Below are 22,060 nucleotides of genomic sequence, written 5' to 3'. Positions count from 1 at the left end.
TACGTCCTATTCGGCCATTGGCCGCATCTCTGGGCGTTACCCGTTGTGTACAGGTTGCACGAGATTCGCGGCTCCCCCGGCGATGACGACTTCACTTTCTCCCTTTTCGCCGTGCCGCAACTCGTCGAGGACGAAGCGCGGCCCCTCTTCGGGCGAGATCAACTTGAGTCCGCGACGCACGAGGTGCTTTTCCAAGTCGGCGACCATGCCGAGCCCCGACCAGGGTCCCCAGGCGATGGCGAGCACGCGTCCCGGCCAGCGGCGATCGAGATACCAGGCCAGCTTGCTGAGGAACTCGTTGGCGGCGGCGTAGTCCGATTGTCCACGGTTACCGTAGCGGCTCGCCAGCGACGAGAAGAAGACGCAGAACTTCAACTGCTCGGGCCGCACGTGGCGGCAGATCGTCAGGGCGCTTTCCACCTTGGTGCGGAAGACGCGATCGAACGATTCGGGCGTTTTGTCGGCCAGCAGCTTGTCTTCGATCACCCCGGCGCCGTGGATGACGCCGTCGATTCCGCCGCGGCGCTCGTGGAGGTCCTCCAAGAGTCGGCCGAAGGCCTCGCCGTGGCGGACATCGAGCGAGTGATACTCGACCGTGGCGCCGGCGGCACGCAGGGCGGCCAGGTTGCCGCGGATTTCGCGGTCTTGCAGCAGCCGCTGATAGGCGGCTTCGACGGCTGCCGGGGCGATGGCTTCTCCCGCGGCGCGCAACTGTTCGATGAAGATCGCCTTGAGCCTGGCGGTGTCGTTTTCGCCGAGTGTGGCCGCCGCTTCTTCCTCGGCGGGCAACGGAGAGCGTCCCACGATGACCAGATGGGGCTGAAAGTTTTTGGCCAGTTCCAGAGCGACGGCCGCCGTGATCCCCCGCGCGCCGCCGGTGATGAGCACGGTCGAATTCGGCGCCAGGGGCGCTTCGTTCGTGGCGCTGGCCTCGATCGTGGCCTGCACCGGTTCCCAAGTGACGCGACGTCCTTCGAGATAGCCCACTTCGGCCGGGCCATCGGCATCGTTCAATTCGGCCAGCAGGCGCTCGGCCAGCTCGTCGGTCGAACGCATGACGTCGAGATCGACGACCCGCACCAGGGCCTGGGGCCATTCGAGCGCGACACACTTCATAAAGCCGACGATCGCCCCGTGACCGGGAAAAACTTCATCGGACGACGTTTCGGCGAAGCCCAAGCCACCGCCGATGCCGGTGCCGGCCAAGAGGAGCGCCCCCCCTGCCTCGGCCGCCTGGCGGAGATCCTGTTCCAGGCCGCGCGCCAACAGATAGAGCGAGCGCACGTCGCGATAGGCGCGCGTGGCCCATTGGTCGCCGGTCGGTAGTTCGGCCAGCGGCGCGAGATGCACCAGCCCACCGATCTTGCCGACGCCTGAGCGAATGCGACCGAGCATCGCTTCGACCGACTGTGGATCGGCGAAATCGGCAAAGAAGACGCCATTCGCTTCGACGTGGCCGTTCGTGGGGGAGCCGTTCATGCCTTCGGCATGACGCACGATGACCAGTTGTTGCCCGAAATCGGCCAGCCGCGAGGCAAATGTTCGTGCGATACCGCGGCCGTCGTCGGTCACGAGCACGGCGCCGCTGGGGATCAGCAACGAGCCTCCCGTCGGAAGCGGGGCATCGATCAACTCGACCAGGGCCCGCTGGACTTCGAGTTCCGCGGCGGCATCGCCGTTCGTCGATGCGGCAGCCGTAGAGGCCGCGTTGCCGCCGGCATCGTGCGCGCCGTTGCTGCTCGCCGCGGCGGGTAGCGCCTGGGTGGCCGGAGCCGCCAGGGCTGGCTGTCCTTGGGCGTCGCCGCTGAAGAGCGCCTTCTCCAGGTATTCGAGGATGCCGCGCAGATTGCGAATGGTAGTCAGCTTTTCGAGCTCGATCGTGTCTGCCATATCCGTGCCGGCGTCTTCGATCGACTCGGCGAGCGTGCCCAGGATCTCGACACGTTTGATCGAGTCGATGCCGAGATCGGCCTCGAGATCGAGGTCCAGATCGAGCATCTCCTTGGGATAACCGGTGCGCTTGCTGACCAACTCGAGCAGACGGGACGAAATCGTTTCGAGATTGAACTCGACAGCCGCGGGAGCCGCCGCCGCGACGGCGGGCACGGCGGCCGGCTCGGCGTTCGTGGCGACGACGGCGGACGCTGGTGTCACGGCAGCCGAGGCTGCTGGCTGCGCGACCGGCGCCGCGGGAACCGGGGGCGCTGCATAGGCGGGCATGGCCTGCGGCGCGTACGCAGCAAGCGCCATGCCCTGCTGCGGCGCACTCGTCAGTGGCGCCACAGGGGCTGCTTCGGGGGCGCCCCCCAGGTAGGTCAGCATCACGCTGCGCTGCGTATCGAGAAAGCGCGCCATCAGGTCTTGATAGCGCAGCATGACCAGGGTGGCGTCATCGGCCGCCGCTTGAGGAGGTACGGGCGTCCAGCCGGCGGCGGAGCCATTTCCATGAGACATCGAAGAACTCTCCGTGGTGTTCCTGACCGGAACCGAGGGCGCGGCAGCGCCGGTCGGAGCCGGAGTTTGGGTGGAGCGATTGGTAGTAGCAGAAGCGGGCGGCGCCACCGGTGCCGGCGGGGCGGCACGTTCAACGGGCGAGGCTTGGGCCGCTCTTGGCTTGGCTCCGCTCGTCGCGCCGTTGTCCTCGGACTTTGGAAACTGGTAGTCGAGGAGACGCTGCCCCAACAGCGGCGGCTCAGGACCATTCAGCGGACGCGAGCGAACGCCATTGACGAGCCACGTGCTGGGCGAAGGCTTGCGCTTGCCGGTCTCGACGGTGAGCTCGTCGAGCGCGAAGGGGTGCGACTCGCGGCCGGCGTACATGGCGCCCAGCGACAGCGGTACACCGGCCACCGACAGTTGCGCCAGGGCATGCGCGAGTTGCACGAGGCCCGGTCGGCCGGAGTTGTCGGTCGCGACCGCCACGTGCGGACGCTCGCCGAGAATCTGTCCGACAAGCCCCGTCAGCACGCCTTGTGGGCCGACTTCGACAAACGTGCGAGCACCGGCGGCATACATCGCCTCGATCTCTTCCTGGAAGCGCACGGGAGACGTGAGATGCTCGACGAGCGACGCCGCGATCGTGCTGGCGTCGGCCGTGTGCGGCTCGGCGGTGCGATTCGAGTAGACCGTCTGCTGCGGAGTCCCGATCGTGCAGGCGGCGAGGGCCTCGGCCAACGGCTGCTGCGCCGGGGCGATATGAGGCGAATGGAAAGCGGCCGAGACGCTGATACGCCGCCCGCGAATGCCTTGCGCCTTCAGCTTGGCGAGCGCCGCGTCGACGGCTTCGATGGTGCCGGCGATGACCGTCTGGGTGGGGGCATTGCGATTGGCGATCGTGATGCCGTCGCTGGCGGTGAAGAGCTGTTCGAGCTTCGCGGCTTCGGCCTCGACGGCCGCCATGCCGGTGGGCACATCTCCCACCGCTGCCCGCATGAGGGCACCGCGGCGGTGCGATAAGCGAATCACGTCGTCGAAGCCGATCGCCCCGGCGGCGGCCAGCGCGACGTATTCGCCATAGCTGTGGCCGGCCAGCATGCTCCCCTGCAGGCCCACGTCGCGCAGCACGCGCAGCATGGCCAGGCTGGCCGCCCCCAGGGCGGGCTGGGCCACGTCGGCACGGGCCAACTCGTCGCGCGCGGCTTTCTCGCGTTCGTCCGAGAAGCTCGACGCGGGATAGATGTAGCGACCCAAGGAACGATCGAGCGTGCCGTCGAGGACCTGTTGTGCGCGATCGAATACCTCGCGAGCGGCCGGGAAGGCCATTGCCACCTGGTCGAGCATGTTCGGGTATTGCGAACCCTGACCGGGGAAGAGCAACGCCACTTCGCCGCCGGCCGGCTTTTCGCAGAAGTAGACGCCGCGCGGATCGCGATGCTCGGTTTTGTTCGTGCGCAGCACATCGAGTGCGGCCGAGAGACGCTCGTTCAACTCGGCGCGCGAGCCGGCGACGATGGCCACCGTGGGATGCGCGGCATTTTGCGACGATGCGCGAGCCGCCGCGGCCGCCAGATCGACCAGCGCCGGCTGGGCGCCGCCGGTAAGCCGTTCGCGGCAACGTGCGACCGCTTCGGTGAGTGCCGCCCGGCTGGCGCGGCGGAAGAGGAACAGTTCGGCGGGCCAGTCGTCGAGTCCGCGTCGCGATTCCTCGAGGAAGCTGCCGCGGTACTCCTCGAGCACGACGTGGAAATTCGTGCCGCCGAAGCCGAACGCGCTCACGCCGGCGCGACGCGGCGTGTCGCCGCTGTGAATCCACGGACGGGGCTGCGTGTTCAGATAGAGCGGGCCGTCGGTGAAGTTCGCATTCGGGTTGGGGGTTTCAACGAGCGTCGGGGGCAATACCTTGCGCTCGAGCGAGGAGGCGACCTTGATGAGGCCGCCGATGCCCGCGGCGCACTTCGTGTGGCCGATGAGCGATTTCACCGATCCCAGGGCGCACGATTGCGGCTCGGCGTCCGCTTCTTGCCACACGTGGGCGAGCGCTTCGCTCTCCGTGCGATCGCCGACGACCGTGCCGGTGCCGTGCGCCTCGACCAGTTCGATCGAGGCGGGCGAAACGCGCGCCTGTTCGTAGGCGCGTCGCAGGGCGCGGAGCTGGCCGGCCGCATTCGGAGCGGTAAGTCCCTTTTCACGGCCATCGCTCGAGGAACCGATCCCCTTGATGACGGCGATGATATGGTCACCGTCGCGTTCGGCATCGGCCAGACGCTTGAGGATCACGACTCCAATACCTTCGCTCAGCACGATGCCGTCGGCCTGGGCATCGAACGGGCTGCAGCGACCGCGACGCGAGAGGGCGTGCGTCTTGCTAAAGGCCATGTAGGCGAAGGGGGTCTGCACCGTGTCGGCCCCCATCGAGACGGCGACGTCGGCCGTCCCTTGCGTGAGCTCGCGCACCGAGGCGTCGAGCGCCGCCAGCGACGACGCGCAGGCAGCATCGATCGCCATGTTCGTTCCGCCGAAGTTGAAGCGGTTCGCCACGCGCCCCACGCCGACGTTGAAGAGAAAGCCGGGGAAGGAATCTTCCGTCCACTCGGGCAGGATCCACTGGCAGCGATCGATGATCTCGCTCGACTTCGACGGCATGTCGGGCAGATTGTCGATCAGCGGCAGACAGGTGCGGAAGCCGTAGGCCGTGGCGAGCGGGCTGCCGCCGCCACCGATGCCGAGGATCGCCGCCGTGCGCTCGCGATGGAAGGGGCGGCGCTCATAGCCGGCGTCGGACAAGGCGTGTTTGACCGCCTCGAGCAGCAGCAGTTGCAGCGGCTCGATCGACTTGAGCGACGCGGGGGCGATGCCGTACTCGAACGGATCGATCGCCACGTCGGGCATGAAGCCCCCCCACTTGCTGTAGATCTTGTCTTTGGCCAGCGGATCGGGATCGTAGTAAAGCTGCCAGTCCCAGTGCGTGGCGGGCACTTCGGTCACCGCGTACGACTTGGCCAGAATGTTGTGCCAGTAATGGCGCAGGTCGATCGCCTGCGGATAGAAGCACGACATGCCGATGATGGCGACGTCGCACGGTGGCGGAGGGGTGTGCTTGACCCGGAGGGGCGTGACGTCGGCGTCGAGGTGCTCGAGCAACTCGCTCGACCCGTCGCACACCTGGGCATGCAGTTCGGCCATCGTCGTCAGGCCTTCACGGAGCGACGACACCTGACCGATCATGTACATGCCGCGCGCGTACTGTTCCTCGGCGGAGACCTGCGCCAGCCGGGGGCTGCCGTCGTCGTCGACGCGATCGAGCCCCTTCGAGGCGACGCGCAACCGTCCGATGTTCATCCACTCGAGCGCGCGAACCAGTTCCTCGTGCGAGACGCCCTGCGCCTCGAGGCGACGCTTCTCGGCCTGGAAGTCGTCGTAGTAGGGAGTGCGGAGGCAGCGGATCGCGTGGCCGGGGCCCGTTTCGAGCAGCACGGTGTCCCGCGATTCGACCGCCTCTTGTTGGAAACGGGGCACGATGGCGCCGCCATCGACCGCTTCCTGGGTGAAGAGATAAGCGGTGCCAATGAGTGCGCCGATCGCCACGCCCCGTTCTGCCAGCGGCGCGGCGATGGCCGAGACCATCGCCGCCGAGAGGGCGTCGTGCAGTCCACCGGCGAAGGCGACGTGCAACTCGTTGCCACGGCCGCGCTCGCCCAGGTGGGCCAGCAGCAACTCGCACATCGTTTCCCACAGCACGAAGCTCGTGCGTGGGCCGACGTGCCCACCACACTCACGCCCCTCGAAGACGAAACGCTTCGCGCCGTCTCGCAGGAACATCGTGAGCAGGCCGGGCGAAGGGACGTGCAGATAGGTGGGAATGCCTTCGGATTCGAGTTCCCGCGCCTGATCGGGGCGTCCTCCGGCGATGAGCGCGAAGGGGGGACGGTACTTACGGATCACCTCGACCTGCTCGCGGCGGATCTCGGGCGGCAGAAAGCCCAACAGGCCGACGCCCCACGATCGCCCGGCGAGCCGTTGGCTCGTCTCGCTCACCAGACGTTCCACTTCCGGACCCCGCATCAGCGCCAGGGCAAGAAAGGGCAACGCGCCGGCGGCGTTGACCGAGTCGGCAAAGGGGGCCGTGTCGCTGACGCGCGTCATCGGTCCTTGCAAGATCGGGTACCGTGTGGCATGAGATGCGGCCAGCCGCGAGCCAGCCGCCAGAGGCTGCGTGCGACGTGCGGCCTCGACGTTTTGTCGGGAGCGGGTACGGATGGCCTCGATGATGCCTCCGACCGTGCGGTAGCGTTCGGCCAGGGTCGCGGCGAAAGCGATATCTTGCCCCAGGGCCAGCGGCAATTCGTTGGCCGAATGATTGAGGGCTTGCCGATCGACGCCGCTGGCCGACGCGAGCGAGGCGGCAATCTGTTCCAGCTTCTCGCCGTCGCCTCGCGAGCAGACGCGGAACATCTGCTCGTCGGCCGAGCGGACGATCTGCGTCTCGCTGCCATCGAAGGGGGCGAGTCGCGCGCGAATTTGCGCGCTGAGTGGTGTTTCGCGGGCGAGCAGCACCTGGCTATCGAGCACGACGCCCTGGGCGCCGCCGACCAGACAGGCCGCGGCGGTATTGAGCCCGATGCCTCCTTGTACCCAAACCAGCGGCAGCCGCGTCCCGGGGGACACTTGCGCGGCCCGTTGGTTCCAACGCTGCAAGAGGACGAACGACGTTTCCTCGCCGACACGTCCTGCGGCTTCGTGCCCTTTGAGCACGATACCGTCGCACTCGGCCGCCAGCGCGCGATCGATTTCGGCGGGCGAGGTCACTTCGAGCAACACCTGCCGGCCGGCGTCGCGCACGCGCGACACTCTCCGCGACAAGTCCGTTCCGGCCGACTCGGTGGCCGAGAGCAATACCCAACCGAGACGCTCGTGCGGCGCGGCGAGGATCTCGTCTGGCAATTCGTCGGCACGACTTCCCAGCCTCACGCCGAACGCGTTGCTGGTGAACTGTGCCAGGCGCTCGAGTTCTCGGTGAGCCAGATGTCGATCGATGACGTATTCGAGGTCGAGCGTGCCGCGGGCATCCGCGCGGCAAGCGGCGATCGCCACCGCCGAGTCGCAGAGACCCGCCGGCGTGAGCACCAGGACTTCGAGTTCGTGCATGGGCAAATCCTTTTCGGGAGCAAACGGCCGGCAGGGCCGTATCAGCATTCGTCAATCGTCCGTGTGCGGGGCGTGTGGCGCGGCGGTAGACCGTGGCGCCAAGTGACGCAGGGTCTTGCCTAGGCCCGCTATCTTGTCGAAATACGCCATCCCCGCTAGTAGTGGTAACCCATAAGAATACCCGATGGCCGGCGGGGTTTTGCACCCTTGGAGTCGGAAATCGGAGCAAGTTTTTCGGGCCGTCGAACCTCCGCGGCAACGCGACTGGGGGCCTTTGCTCATCGTCACTTGCGCCGCGGTGCGGCGTTCCGCCCGTCGTGGCACAGCCGGACGCGGGGTGCTTTCACTCCGGCTGTCCGATGGCGGCACGACTTCTCTTTGGCAAGCGTAGTCCAGTCCCGTTTGCAACGGTTCGCTGAATGGTTGTGAAAGATGTCCTTACTTGGGCTGCCGGGCGCAGACAGAAGCACAGAATCGATTCAGTCGATGCAATTAGCGAAGGCGGACAATGGAGCAGACGTGGTGGGGCGAAACGGCAGGTTCAGGTGGCAGCGTGGGCCGTTTCGTGGTGGCGTGCTGGCGATCTCGTGTCCTCGCCCAGGGCGTGCTGCAATTGTACGCAGATGGCCAGTACGGTAGGAGATTTCAAGAGGTTTAAGTGTTCGCCAGCGACGTCGTGCAATTCGATACCGCCGCTGGCCCACGGTTCCCAGCCGAGCGTGCGGTCGGCATGCATGGGAGTCGCATGATCGGCGGCGCGAAAGAGCGTGATGCGCCGATCGTAGGGACCTGGTCGATAAGCGACCACCGCCTGCATGTTGGCCTGGAATACTTCGTAGATGCGCTTTGCCTGCGAGGCGCCGGCGCCTGCGATCAGCAATTGCGCGGCCTCGGCCCGCCCGCGGAAATGCTCGAGTTGAGCGCTGGCGGGCATCTCGCGCAATCGTTCGAGCACCTGGCGATCATCGGTCGGAAAAAGCAGCTCGAGCATCGGCAGCAGATCGTCGGCGCCGAAGGACTCTCCCGGCCGTGGAATGGCCGCGTCGAGCAGTGCCAGCAACCCCACCTCGTCGCCGGCGGCTCGCATCTGCCGCGCCAATTCGAACGCGACGACTCCTCCGGTCGACCAACCACAGAGATGATAGGGCCCCGTCGGCTGGGCGGACTTGATCGCCGACAGGTAATGCGCCGCCATCGCCTCGATCGTCTCGTGCGGCGCCGTCGTGCCATCGATCCCGGCGGCCTGCAGGCCATACACGGGACGATCGTCGGAGAGCCTCTGAGCCAACTCCAGATAGCAAAACACGGTTCCGCCCGCGGGATGGACGCAGAACAACGCAGGCTTACCACCGCCGGCGCGCAGCGGCACGAGCGAGATTTCCTCGGGCGTCGCTGCCTCGCGTCCTAACAATTTCGCCAGATGGGCTACGGTCGGTTCCTCGAACAAGGCCGCCAGCGGCAAGCGCCGCGCGAACTCGTCTTCGAGCCGGGCCAGCAAAGTGACCGCGAGGCTCGAATAGCCCCCCAAGTCGATGAAACTGTCGTTCACGCCGACCGGCTCGACGCCGAGCGCTTGTGACCAGATCTCGGCCACGCGCGCCTCGACCGCATCGCGCGGCGCGACGTAGGGCGTGCTCGTTTCGCCGCGCGCACGCATCGGCTCGGGCAAGGCGGTCGTATCGAGAACGCCCTGCGCGTCGAGCGGCAGCTTGTCGACCACGCGCCACGCCAGGGGTAACAGGGGGGCCGGTAGTCGTGCCTCGGCGAAACGGCGCAATTGCCCCAGCAATAGTCCGTGATCGCCCGAGTCGATGCCGACCCGGGCGCCGCTCGCCGGCTCGACATAGGCGGCCAGTTGCGTCGCGCGCGTGCGCGAGGACGTGCCGACCACTGCCCCCCGCGCGACGAGTGGATGCAACTCGAGGACGCGCACGATTTCGTCCGGATCGATCGCGAAGCGGCCGACGCGCAACGACGCACGTCCAGGCCCGAGATATTCGATTTCTCCATCGGCGAGAAGCTGCGCGCGATAACCGGTCGGGCGCGGTGCGCTGCCTGCGCGAGAGTACCACAGCTCGCCGGGCAGATAGCTCGGCGCCGGTTGGCCGGCAATATCGCGCACCGAGAGACGCCCCTCTTCGTCGGCGAGTTCGCGCGGGGCGGAGGCAGTCAGCGAGAGATCGCGTACGCGGGCTTCCGGCTGCTCGCTCATTTGCGCGAGGAGTGTCAAGAACTGCTCCAGCACGGCACGGGCGGTCGTTTCGCTCCACCGCTTCGTGTCGTACAGCAAACGGAGGCCAAGCTCTTCGCCGGGGAGAGCCACCAGCGTGAGTGAATAGGCCGAGGTCGCGGTGCCGTGGATATCGCGGATCTGGAGAGCGCCGATCTGGCGACTGGCCGAGTCGCCGAGCGGATAGTTTTCGAGCACGACGAGCGTCTCGAACAAGCGCCGTTCGGGGGGCATGCCCGCGGCGCGGGCAATCGCGTCGAGCGGAACGTGCTCGTGCGCCTGGGCGGTTCTGCCCGCGGCTTGAACGGTCCGGCAGACGTCGCTCCAGGCGTCGTCGAGCCGCGCCGTCACACGCAGGGGGACGTTGTTGACGAAGGGTCCGACGATCGCGTCGACCAGTGGCAGCGAATGCGGCCTGCCCGCTACGGCCACGCCGAAGAGCAGTTCCTCACGCTCGAAGTGGCGGCCGAGCAGGATGGCCCAGGCGGTTTGCAGCCAGGCACTTTCGCCGACGCGCAAGGTTTTGGCTCGTTCGCGCAGACGAGCCGTGTCTTCCGGCGAGAGATGGCGTTCGATCTCGCCATGTCCCGTGCGATCGGGCCGCGGTTCAAAGGGGGCTCGCTCGAGGGGCAATCCACCCAGCGGCGTACAGCCGGCAAGCTGTTCGCGCCAGAACTGCTCGCTCGCGGGGTGGTCTTGCCGCTTGAGCCAGGTATGAAAGTCGCGGAACGGGGCCGCCGGGGGGAGTGGCATGCTCTGCTCCTGACGCTGTGCGGCGTACCATGTGAAGACCTCGCGCAACACGATACCCACCGACCAGCCGTCGAGGAGCAAGTGATGGCACGTCCAGAGCAACTGCCAACGCTCGTCCCCCAGCCGTATCAACTGGATGCGCCAGAGTGGCGCGCGGCGCAGGTCGAATCCCTGGCGGCGATCTTCGGCGGCCCATGCGGCGAGACGCGTGTGCTGCTCTGTTACGTCGGGTGCTCGCCAATCGAGCTCGCTGAAAGGAAGCTCGATCTGTTTATGCACGACGAGCACGGGCTTCTTCAGCCCTTCCCAGGCCGGTGCGGCGCGTAGCATCGCGTGCCTGGCGGCGATGGTTTCCCAGGCGCGCCGAAACAGCGCCACGTCGAGCGGACCTTCGAGCGTCGCGCGGAGCTGCTCGACCAGCAGCGGCGAGTCGGGCTCGGCCAGCGCATGCGCGAATTGCAGCGCTTGCAAGGGAGCCAGCGGGAGCAGGTCGTCGACGTTCTTCATGATCGGTCGCTCTCGGGTTCGTCCCGTTCGAGCAGGGCCGCGATGGTGTCGAGATCGTCCTGATCGAGATCGGCCAGGGGAAAATCCGAAGGCGTCACGCCGCCGGCCCCTGGCGCAAGACAATGCTCGATCAGCTCGCGGAGTTGGTCGAGATAGGCCGCCGCGAGTCGCTCGATGGTTTCGCGGCGATGGTGACCGGTGCCGTACGTCCAGGCGATCTGGAGCGCGCCTTGGTGGACGTAAGCGTTGATTTCCCACAGATGGGCACGCTCGTTGCGAGGGCCGTGGTCGGCGCCGTGGGGCTCGTCGACGGGTCGCAAAAGCGCTTCGTCCGCCACGAGATGATCGAACTGTCCCAGATAGTTGAAGCAGATCTCCGGTCGTTGGGCCGCGGCGAGTGTTGCACGCACGGTGTCGTCGTGCGACAACCAGCGCCACAGCCCATAGCCGAGGCCGCCGTTGCGAATCTGCCGCAGTTGCTCCTTCGTCTCGCGAATGAGGTCGCCGGGCGAGTTAGTCGCGGGAAGGCGAAGCACGACGGGATAGAGCGCCGTGAACCAGCCGACCGTGCGCGAAAGATCGAGATCCTCGGCCGCGGTTTCTCGCCCGTGTCCTTCGAGATGGAGCCGCACGGCGTGGTCACCGGTGAAGTCGGTCAGCACGTGGGCGAGCGCCGCCAAGAGCAGATCTTGCGGTCGTGTGCGATAGGCCAACTGGGCATCGGTGAGGAGCGCCTGCGTCATGTCCGCGTCTAGCGCGACGCGAACCGTGGCACTCGATTCGACCGTGTTCGTACGCTCGCTCGATTCGCATGGCAGCCGGCGGTTTTCAGCCGCGGTGGAGAGCCAAGAGGCGGCTTCCTCGGCGATCTCGTGGCTGGCTGCGTACTCGCGAAGCCGATCGCTCCAATCGCGATAGGAAGTCGTCTTGGGGGGCAGGACAGGTGCTTGGCCACGCTGAAGTTGGCCGCACAACAGGTTGAGATCTTCGAGCACGATGCGCCAGCTTACGGCGTCGATCGCCAGGTGATGCACCACGATCAGCAGCCGGGCCGACTGCGATGCTCCACGGTCGAAGTAAACGAATCGTGCGATCGGTCCTCGCGCGAGATCGAGTCCGGCCTGAATCGCGGCGGCCGCGGCATCGACGGCGGCGACGATTTCCGTGACATCGATAGCGGTCGACTCGACACGTTCGAGCATGGGAGCCGCTTCTGTCGGTAGGCCCCTTTGCCGCCAGGAGCCGTCCGGCTGCCGTTCGTAACGCATTCGCAGGGCATCGTGATGTTCACCCAGCAGGCGTAGGGCCGTGGCGAGCACTTCGCTGGAAAGCGCGGGATCGACCTCGAGTAAGACCGACTGGTTGAAGTGCTGCGCGTCGGCCAGCTCGAGCGAGAAGAACTCGTGCTGGATGGGCAGTAGCGGAACCGGGCCCACCACGGGACCTTGTTCGGCAAGCACCGCCGGCGCGAGCCCCACTACCGGCGCGAGCTCGGCAATCGTCTGGCGCTCGAGGCATTGCTTCGGCGTGAGGCGCAGACCCTGCGCGCCGGCCCGGGCCACAACCTGGATCGTGCGAATCGAGTCTCCGCCAAGCTCGAAGAAGTTGTCATGCACGCCGACGCGCTCGATGCCGAGCACGTCGCGCCAGATGGCGGCCAACTGGGCCTCGAGCTCATCGCGCGGGGCGACGCCTGCATCGGATCGCGTGGCGCGGTTCCAATTCGGATCGGGGAGTGAGGCCACGTCGACCTTCGCCCCCGGCAGCCGCGGCAAGTGGGCCAGCACGGTGATTGCCGTCGGCAGCATGTGGCTGGGAAGCATATCGGCGAGGAACTCACGCAGATCCGCTTCGGTGGGGGGGCGATCGCCCGGGCTGCCGACATAGGCCGCCAGGCGGCGCGATTCGCCGTCCCCCAGCGGAACGACGATCGCTTCGTGAACGTCTTGGTGGCGCAACAAGGCCGCTTCAATCTCGCCCGGCTCGATGCGATAGCCGCGAATCTTCACCTGCTGATCGATGCGTCCGAGGAACTCGATGCTGCCGTCGGCGAGCACTCGTCCCAGGTCGCCCGTGCGATAGATGCGGTCGTCGGGCTCGAGGCCGAAGGAATCTGCCACGAACTTCCCGGCGGTGAGCGTGGGGCGGCCCCGGTAGCCGCGCGCGACACCGACTCCGCCGAGCGCGATCTCGCCGGCGACGCCCGTTGGAACGCACTGCAGCCGCTCGTCGAGGATGTAGACGCGATGGTTGGCCAGGGCGCGGCCGATGGGAATGCGCGGCGAACCCGAAGGGGCGGGTTCTTCGCGGCCGTCGAACAGCGTCGAGGTAATCGTCGCCTCGGTGACACCATAGGCGAAGAGGAATCGCACGCGATCGCGCGTCATCTCGCGCCAGCGGCGGAGAGCATCGCGCGAGACATTGTCGCCCCCGGCAATCACCAACCGCAGATGATCGAAGAGCGTGGCTTCGTGCTCCGCGTCGAACAACGAATTCCACACGGCGACCGGCAGGTGCAGCACGTTGACGCCGGCCGCGCGCGACCACTCGAGCAGCGACCGCCCGGCCAGCTCCGCCGGGGCCGGATGGAGCACGAGCGTGGCGCCGCTGGCGAGCGTGGGAAAGATCTCCTCGGCCGCGGCGTCGAAGCTGGGAGAGAGATACTGCAGCAACCGATCGCCTGGGCCTAACTCGCATTGTGCGGCGAAAGCGACAGCATGGTTGACGAGCCCCCGGTGCTCGACCTCGACCCCCTTCGGCTCGCCCGTGGAGCCCGACGTGTAGATGATGTAGGCGAGATCGCGCGGAGCGCAGCGCCGTTCGAGCGGTTGGGCACTCATCGAGTCGATCGTTCGCTGTTCGGCGTCGAGCAGCAAGAGCTGGCAGCCCAGAGTCTGAATTCCTGCGGCGAGATCGGCGCGGGTCAGCACGAGCGCAAGCCCGGCGTCGGTGATCATGTAAGCCCGCCGCTGCGGTGGGTAGGCGGGATCGAGCGGCACGTAGACGCCCCCCGCCTTGAGCACCGCGAGCATGGCCACGATCAGCTCGACCGACCGATCGAGCGAGATGCCGACGGGCGTTCCCGTCGTCACACCGTGTGCGGCGAGCAATCGAGCCAGCCGATTGCCGGCCGCGTCGAGTTCGTGATAGGTGACCTGCCGATCTTCGAGCACCAGCGCGATGGCCGTCGGATCGGCCGCGGCCCGTTCGGCGATGAGCTCGTGAATCATGCGGTCGTGGGGGAACGAACGACTCGTGCGATTTCGTTCGACGAGCTGCCGGCGCAGGTCGGCCGCCGGTGCCAGTGCCAATTGGCTGACGCGCCGGGCAGGCTCGGCCACGATCGAGCGGAGCAACGTCTCGTACGAGGCGAGCAGACGCTCGATGGTTTCTCGCTCGTACAAGTCGGGATTGAAGACGAGCGACAGTTGAAAGCCGTCGTGTCGCTCGTCGACGTTCAATGTCAGGTCGAAATGGGAGACCGGCGCGTGATCGTAGCTTGTCTCTTCGATCGTTAGCCCAGCGGTCTGCCGGGCACGCACCGGGATGTTCTGCATGACGAACATCACCTGCACGAGGGGCGGTCGGCTTGCGTCGCGCGGCGGTTGCAAATGTTCGACCAGCCGAGCGAAGGGAAGCTCCTGATGGGTGAGCGCGCCGAGCGTCGACTGCTTCACGCGATCGAGGAATTCGCGGAACGAAGGGTCGTCCTCGAAACGGCCGCGCAGCACGAGCGTGTTGACGAAGAAGCCGACCAGGCGTTCCAGGTCGCGATGGTGGCGCTGCGCGATCGGCGTTCCCACGGCCACGTCGTGCCGCCGCGACCAGCGTCCCAGCAAGAGCTGCCAGGCGGCCAGCAACAGCATGTAAGGGGTGGCGCGTTCGGCGCCGGCTAGCACGCGCAACTCGCCGCTCAACTCGCGGTCGAGCATGAGCCGGCAGACGTCGCCACGAAAGGTTTGCGCGGCGGGGCGCGGGTGATCGGTCGGCAACTCGAGTGGGCCCGGCAGATCGGACAACTCGCGAGACCAGTAACGCAAGAGAGCGTCGAGCCTGGCGCCTGGCAATTCGTGGCGTTGCCGCCGGGTGTAGTCCAGGTACTCGAGCGCGAGGGGCGCCAAGTCGGGTGAACGTCCTGCGACGTGTGCCGCATAATATTCTGCCACGTCGTCTTGCAGCACCGCCAACGACCATCCGTCGCAGACGATGTGATGCAGCGTCAGGAGCAGCGTGTGCTCGTCGTCCCGCGTGCGTACGAGCTGCGCGCGCAGCAGCGGTCCACGGGCAAGATCGAACGATCGCAGCGCTTCTTCTTGGGCGATGGATCTGAGTCGCGCTTCACGCTGGTCAACCGGCACGTCGCGCAGGTCGAGCTGCGCGAGCGGCAATTCGACCGGGCCGACGATCTGACGCGGCTCTCCCTCGACGAGCGCGAAGGTCGTGCGGAGCCCCGCATGGCGATCGACCGTAGCTTGTAAGGCGGCCTGCAAGGCCTGGAAATCGAGTTGCCCGCGCAGGCGCACCGCGGTGGCCACGTTGTAGAAGGGATTCCCGGGCGTCAGTTGATCGAGATACCAGAGGCGCTCTTGGGCAAAGGAGAGGGGCGCCCAACACGAGGTTGCATCGCGCGAGTCCGCTGAGCCAGCGGCAGTGACGGTGCGCTGGCCACGGCGCAGTTGCTCGAAGAGCGCCTGCTTCTCGGGCGAGAGCTGAGCCAGTCGTGCAGCGAGGGCTTGTGGCATGAGCGGGGAACTGCTTTCTACATGCTGCGAATCAACCCGACTGCCGCGAGTCGCGGAGCGAGCCGAACTCGGCACTGCCCCACCACGATCGTTCGTGCGTCGCATCGGTGTCGTTCGAGGGGAGTTGCGGCATGCACTCTCCCCGGCTGGCGGCTAGCGCCGCCTGGACTTCGTCGTCCGACATGCGTTCCAATTCCGCCAGCAGGGCCAATTCGGCGGGGTCGTCCAGTTCGGCCGAGGCGCTCATCCGTTCGGCGATCAACTCGGCCAGGCTGGCGATCGTGGGGCGTTCGAACAACTCGGCCAGGGTGATTTCGATGCCGTAGCGGGGAGCGAGCCGGTTGGCCACTTGTGCCGCCAGCAGGCTGTGCCCCCCCAGGTCGAAGAAATTGTCGTGGACGCCCACGCGCTCGACGCCAAACACGTCGGCCCAAGAGGCGGCCAATTGAGCTTCGATCTCGTTGCGCGGGGCGACGTATTCGACACTTGTGGAGCCCTTGCCAGGCTGGCCGCGTTCGGTGGCGTGCAACACATTCAAGCCCCCCGCCAGGTAACGCTCGCGGCAAGCGTGCCGCTGTACCTTGCCGCTGGTGGCTTTCGAAAGCGAGCCCTGCCGGATGAGCACGACCGAGTCGACGACGAGATCGTGCGCCTCGAGCACGGCGCGGCGTACCGTCTGCGCGACCTCGTCCAGGTCGAAGCGTTTGGGGCGTTGCACCTCGTGGACGATGACAACGCGCTCGCGCCCCTCTTGTTCGACAGAGAAGGCCGCGCCGCCGTGCGGCTTCAGCGCCTCGTGGCATCGTTCGACGGTCTGTTCGAGATCGTTGGGATGATGATTGCGCCCGTGAACGATGATCAGATCCTTCAGTCGGCCGGCGATGAACAGTTCGCCCTGGCGGAAGAAGCCGAGATCCCCCGTGCGGAGAAACGGACCGGCGCCGTCGGCCGTGCGAGCGCGAAAGGTGTGCTCCGACAACTCGGACTGTTCCCAGTAGCCGGCGGTGACGTTTTCGCCCTGGACCCAGATCTCTCCCACGTGTTCGTCCGCGAGACATTCGAGGGTCTGCGGATCGACGATTTGCACGCGTATGCCATCGGCGGAGGTGCCGCAAGCGACGAGCGTGCGGGCGTTGGTGGCAGCTTCGTTGACCGGAGCCGCGCGGTTTTGCGCCAGCTTGGCCCCGTCGAAGTGTTCGACGGTGGCGACGCTTGCGAGCTTGCCGGCCGCGACCATCAGCGTGGCCTCGGCCAGTCCGTAGCAGGGGCGGAAGCTTTCGCGACGCATGCCGTAGGGACCGAAGGTTTCGACGAACTGCTCGATCGTTGTCGCGCGGACCGGCTCCGCGCCCGACATGGCGATCTGCAGGCAACCGAGATCGAGATCGGCACACTCTTCGGCGCGGAACTTGCGCACGCACCATTCGTAGGCGAAGTCGGGCGCGGCGGTCGTCGTCGCGCGATAGTCGGAGATGGCCTGCAACCAGCGCAAGGGCTGCTGGAAGAATGCCACGGGCGTGAGCAGGATATTGCGCCGCGCGCTATACCAGCATTGGAAGATTCCGCCGATCAGCCCCATGTCGTGGTAGGTGGGCAACCAGGTGCAGACCAGCGCGTTGGGCACGTCGAGCGAGCGTTCCATCTGGGCCAGGTTCGCCAACACATTGCCGTGGCGGACCACGACCCCCTTGGGCAGACTCGTCGAACCCGAGGTGTATTGCAGGAAGGCCAGCGACTGGCGATCGAGTTCGGGCAACTGCCAACGATCGGCCCACGCCGCGTCGAGCGCGTCGGTGGCGACGAGCTCGTGGAGACGAGGGATCTTGCCTAGCATCGTGCCGGCCCAGGCCAGATCGGCGGCCGTGCCGAGGAGCACCGAGGCGTCCGCGTCGCGAATGATCGCCTCGAGCCGCGGAAAGGTTCGCGTCGCGCGGAGGGGATCGGGGGGATAGACGGGCACGGCCACCACGCCGGCGTAGAGACAGCCGGCGAGTGCCGCGATGTAGTCGATTCCGGTCTCATACATCAACAGAGCGCGCGCGCCGGGCGTGCAGGTGTGCTGTAACCGCGCGGCGACCGCTCTTGCCCGGCGATCCAACTCGGCGTAGGTGTAATCCTGCGGCGCCGCGTGGGGCTCGCCCAGCACCGTGAATGCAATCTGGTCCGCTTGTTCCTCGGCGCGCTGGCGAAATACCTCGACGAGGTTCGTCGCTTGTTGGCCGACGCGGCCGGCGCCCTGGGAGGGAAACGTTGCCTTCATCTTGTCCTTCTCAGATGCAGATCTCTCGAGGTTGTTCCGTTGCCGTCAAGTTAGCCTTCGTGTCGCAACGCCGTGGTGGGGGTGAGTCGCGACGCGCGAAAGGCCGGGTAGCTGGCCCCCAAAAGTCCGATCAGCAGGGCGATCACAAAGCCCTGAGCTACCACGTGTGGGGGAATCGTCGCGCTGACGAGTCCCGCCGTAGCCGGCGCGCGGCTGAGCAAATAGGTCATCAAGAACGCAAGCCCCGTGCCAACCACCGCGCCGGCAAGGCATAAAAGACTGGATTCGAGCAGGATCATCTGCACGATGCGCCCCTTGCGCCAACCGATGGCCCGCAGGATGCCGATCTCGCCCGTGCGTTCGAAGACCGCCACGATCATCGTGTTGAGCATGCCGATGGCGCCGATCACCAACGCAATGGCCGAGGTGCTCCACGCCATGGCGCTGGCGCCGCGGATGCGGTTATCGGTGGCGACGTATTCCTCGGTGGCCATGGCCGAGAGCCCCGCGCGCATGCCGTCGATGGTCGCCACGACGTGAGCGATCGTCTCGGCCGAGCGTGGTTCTGCCACGGTGACATTGAAGGCGGTGACGAGCCCCTCCTGCCCGAGCATCCGTTGGAGCTCGGCGAGGGGCACGATCATCGAACCGTTTTCGAACAGGTTTTGCCGATCGTAGGTACCGATGACCTCGAAGTCCTCGCCTTCGTAGATCTCGAGCTTGTCGCCGATCTGCTTGCCCAGGTTCTGGGCGAGTATTCGGCCGAGCAGAACGCTCTTTTGCTCGCCGCTCCGCAGGGTGCGCCCCGCGGTAATCTGCAGGTCGCGCACGGTTGGCGCGGCAGGATCGAGTCCTTGCAGTACGACGCCGATCTGGCCGGAATCTTCCAGCGAGATGGCATCCATCAACACCGGCTCGACCGAGGCGACACCTTCGAGGCCGGCAATTCGGGGCCCTAGCGTTTCATCCAACTCGCTGGCCATGCGATCGGCCGAGCGAGCCCGCACGACGATCACATCGATTCCGTTCCCAGCGTACAAGTCGAGAAACGATTGCCGAAATCCGTCGGCGATGCCCACCAGAGCCACCACCGCCGACACCGCCACGGCCATGCCGCAGACCGTCAGCGCCGAGCGGACGCGACGTCGCGTGAGGTTGCGGTAAACGAAGGTGGTTAAACGCATGACGCTGCTCAGGCGAGTATCGGCACTCGCTCGCTCAGTAGAATGCCAGGGTGGAGTTGTGGAGCCACAGGCTTGGACGCGGTCCGCGCCGGCGACGTTCCGAGGTAATCGCGGCAGGTGATCGAGCAAGGCGGGGGCGAAACGACGCTAAGTCGTGTCGACCAGTGGAGTTCATCCCAATTCTCGGCCAGAAAATGGCACCTCACCGCTCGGACGGCGGGATTTGATGCGGTTCGCGTGCGGTTTGACGGGCCTCGTGGCAAAACAGCCATCCTTGATCGCTACGAATGGTCCAGGGTGGGGCTGAGCAGGCCTCCTACTCGATACGACCCTCACGCCTGAATCGTATCGCGAATTGGTTGCCGGGAAACCATTTCCGGCAGACTGTAGTTTCCCGCACCACGAAGAAGGGGGGAAGCCCCGCTCCCTAGGGACGCAGCCCGAGCGCCGTCATATCGACTTGTTTTTCTGGCGACCACGCGCTGCCGCGCAGTGGCCAGAATCGTGTACCAATGGTGAAGATATTTTGCGAGGCGGAGACGCACTCAGCGAGAGCTGCGGCAGGGAATCGAATCCGCCCGCGTCGCAAGATCGCGACGAGATGTATCACGTTGACGACGAAGCGATCGGTTCCTGCACTTGTGCCGGGCAGCGTGCTCTTCGCGGAAATCGAGCGCGGATCAGCGCCCGCTCATGCGCTCGAGCGTGGGCTCGGGCTGCCAGAGATAAAGAAACGTGGGCAGTTTCGAGCGTTCTAGTCCCGGAATGCTCAGCGGGAGGAAGTTGGCCTGCAAGGGGACGTTCGGCGTGACGTCGTAGGGCGTGCGCGCGCGATCGTGGCAGCGATGCAGGGCCACGACCGGTGCGCCGGGTGCGCCCCCCATCTGCGCGGCGATGGCGATCGCATCGTCGACGTAGCCGATCGAGTCGACCAGGTGTCGGCCAAGTGCCTGCTGCGCCGTGAAGACGCGTCCGTCGAAGATGTCGGTCGGATCGTGCGCCACCTGGGGCCGCGCTTCGAGCACGACCTGCTTGAAGCGTCCGTGAAACTCGTTGGCCATCGTCTGCAGCAACTCGCGGGCCTCGTCGCTCTGAGCCCGGATGGGAGTGCCGAGATCGATGTACTCGCCCGATTTGATGGGCGTGCCCACGGCGTTGAATTGCGCCATGGCGTCTTCGAGGTTGTAGAGATTCAGGATGACGCCGATGCCCCCCGTGACCGAAGTCGGGTGGGCCACGATGTGATCGGCGGCCGTGGCGAGGTAGTATGCCCCGCCAGCCCCGACATCCATCAGGCAGGCCACGACGGGGATGCCGCGCCGGGCTTTCAGCTCGCGCAGATCGTGCCAGATGACGTCGGAGGCGGTCACGCCGCCGCCGGGACTGTTGATGCGAATCACCACGGCGGCATAGCAGGGGTCGCGAGCGATCTGATCGAGCTTTTCGCGGAAGAGCGCGACGGGATTCTCGCCTTCGCTGTAGAGTCCCGTCATGGGCTGATTGAGGATCAATCCGTCGACGTCGACCAGCGCAATGCGGCGCGGGGTCTCGACCTGACCGTGGACGACGGGCATGGCGACGAGCGGTCCCATGCTGTGCGGCTGGGGCGAGACGACCGTCACGCGGCTGTCGGTCTTGACCGCGATGGGATGGCGGCAACCGGCCAACGACAAGGCCAGCGCCACGAGCCAGAATGCTCGCGCGAGCGGCAGCGGCCAGTTTGCCTGGCGGCCCGGCATCGAGATCGCCTCCGTGACGCGCGCCGGCGGGCCGTGGTCGAGGCCCGTCGAACGTTGTGATGGCTGGTGCTCCGCCCACCGCGCGCCTGGCCGATCCTGGCGGTAGCGCGCGGTCCACCGATGTTTCGTATCGGTCCCACGAGGTGCGCCGCGACAGCTTGCGGGGCCGTTCGACACGCTTTCGGCCGGCCGAAGTAGCGGTTGCAACGCCCCCCATCGGGCTGCGGGGGACCTGTGTGCTAAGTTGTAGAGATCGTGCGCGTTCTACGTTGCCGTGCTGTCCGATCGCGAAAGTTCTAGCGATTGCATCGAGCGCATCCCCCCCTGCCCCGCGACTTGCCATGCCCTCTTCCCAACCAGATCCGAGCCGGGTGCTGCTTCGCGCCGAGAGGCTCGCCAAGCTCTATCCCGACGGCGACGTGCGGGCGCTCGACGGCGTGGACCTGACGATTGAGCGAGGCGAGTTTGTGGCGATCGTCGGCCCGAGCGGCAGCGGAAAGTCGACGTTGCTGCAGTTGCTGGGATTGCTCGACGAGCCGACCCAGGGTGTGGTCTATTTCGAGGGGCAGCTCGTCAACGGCCTGACGAACACCGATCGGATTCGCGCCCAGCGCATCGGTTTTGTGTTCCAGTCGTTTCACCTGCTGCCGATGCTCACGGCGCTCGAGAACGTGCAGGTGCCGATGTTCGAATCATCGCTCCCGGTCGCCGCCCGCGCGGAGAAGGCCGCACGCCTGCTGGCCGAGGTCGGCATGCAGCATCGTACGGGCCACCTCCCCATGAGACTTTCGGTGGGGGAACGTCAACGGGTGGCGATCGCGCGGTCGTTGGCGAACGATCCGGCGCTGCTGCTGGCGGACGAGCCGACGGGCAATCTCGATACGCGGACGGGCGAGGAGATTCTCGAGCTCTTTTTCCGTCTGCACGCCCAGGCCAATCTAACCGTGGTGCTCATCACGCACGACCCACGTGTGGCGGCGCGGGCGGCACGCGTGATCCATTTGCGCGACGGCAAGTTCGAGGCCGACGAGCGCCGCGCCGCGACGCCGTGACTTGCCTCT

The 22,060-nt window shown here is 66.4% G+C and carries 7 protein-coding genes; 1 reads left to right on the top strand and 6 read right to left on the bottom strand.

Going from position 1 to position 22,060, the window contains the following annotated elements:
• Positions 1–36: 36 nt before the first annotated feature.
• The 6 genes from KF708_11990 to sppA form a co-directional block, all read right to left on the bottom strand.
• The gene (locus KF708_11990) at positions 37–7,584 is read right to left on the bottom strand and encodes an SDR family NAD(P)-dependent oxidoreductase (protein MBX3413400.1); all 7,548 of its coding nucleotides are present in this window, start codon (positions 7,582–7,584) and stop codon (positions 37–39) included.
• Between the two features lie 541 nt (positions 7,585–8,125).
• A complete protein-coding gene (locus KF708_11985; GenBank protein MBX3413399.1) occupies positions 8,126–11,074 on the bottom strand; it encodes a hypothetical protein in 2,949 nt (982 codons plus the stop codon).
• Entirely contained in the window at positions 11,071–15,816 is a 4,746-nt protein-coding gene (locus tag KF708_11980) for an amino acid adenylation domain-containing protein (GenBank protein MBX3413398.1), read from the bottom strand. Before KF708_11980 ends, KF708_11985 begins: the two co-directional genes overlap by 4 nt.
• Before the next feature lie 31 nt (positions 15,817–15,847).
• Positions 15,848–18,076, bottom strand: coding sequence for an AMP-binding protein (locus KF708_11975; GenBank protein MBX3413397.1), 2,229 nt, complete (start codon positions 18,074–18,076; stop codon positions 15,848–15,850).
• Between the two features lie 50 nt (positions 18,077–18,126).
• On the bottom strand, positions 18,127–19,260 hold the full coding sequence (locus tag KF708_11970) for an ABC transporter permease (GenBank protein MBX3413396.1): 1,134 nt from the start codon (positions 19,258–19,260) through the stop codon (positions 18,127–18,129).
• Positions 19,261–19,940: 680 nt separating this feature from the next.
• Positions 19,941–20,999, bottom strand: a complete 1,059-nt coding sequence (gene sppA, locus KF708_11965) for a signal peptide peptidase SppA (GenBank protein ID MBX3413395.1) — start codon at positions 20,997–20,999, stop codon at positions 19,941–19,943.
• Positions 21,000–21,340: 341 nt separating this feature from the next.
• Here sppA and KF708_11960 point away from each other — a divergent pair, with 341 nt between their 5' ends.
• On the top strand, positions 21,341–22,051 hold the full coding sequence (locus tag KF708_11960) for an ABC transporter ATP-binding protein (protein MBX3413394.1): 711 nt from the start codon (positions 21,341–21,343) through the stop codon (positions 22,049–22,051).
• Positions 22,052–22,060: the final 9 nt, after the last annotated feature.

This window comes from Pirellulales bacterium (assembly GCA_019636335.1).
Taxonomy (GTDB): Bacteria; Planctomycetota; Planctomycetia; order Pirellulales; family JAEUIK01; genus JAHBXR01.
The sequence above is the reverse complement of the archived record's forward strand: the minus strand, read 5'-3'. Positions and strand labels throughout refer to the sequence as shown.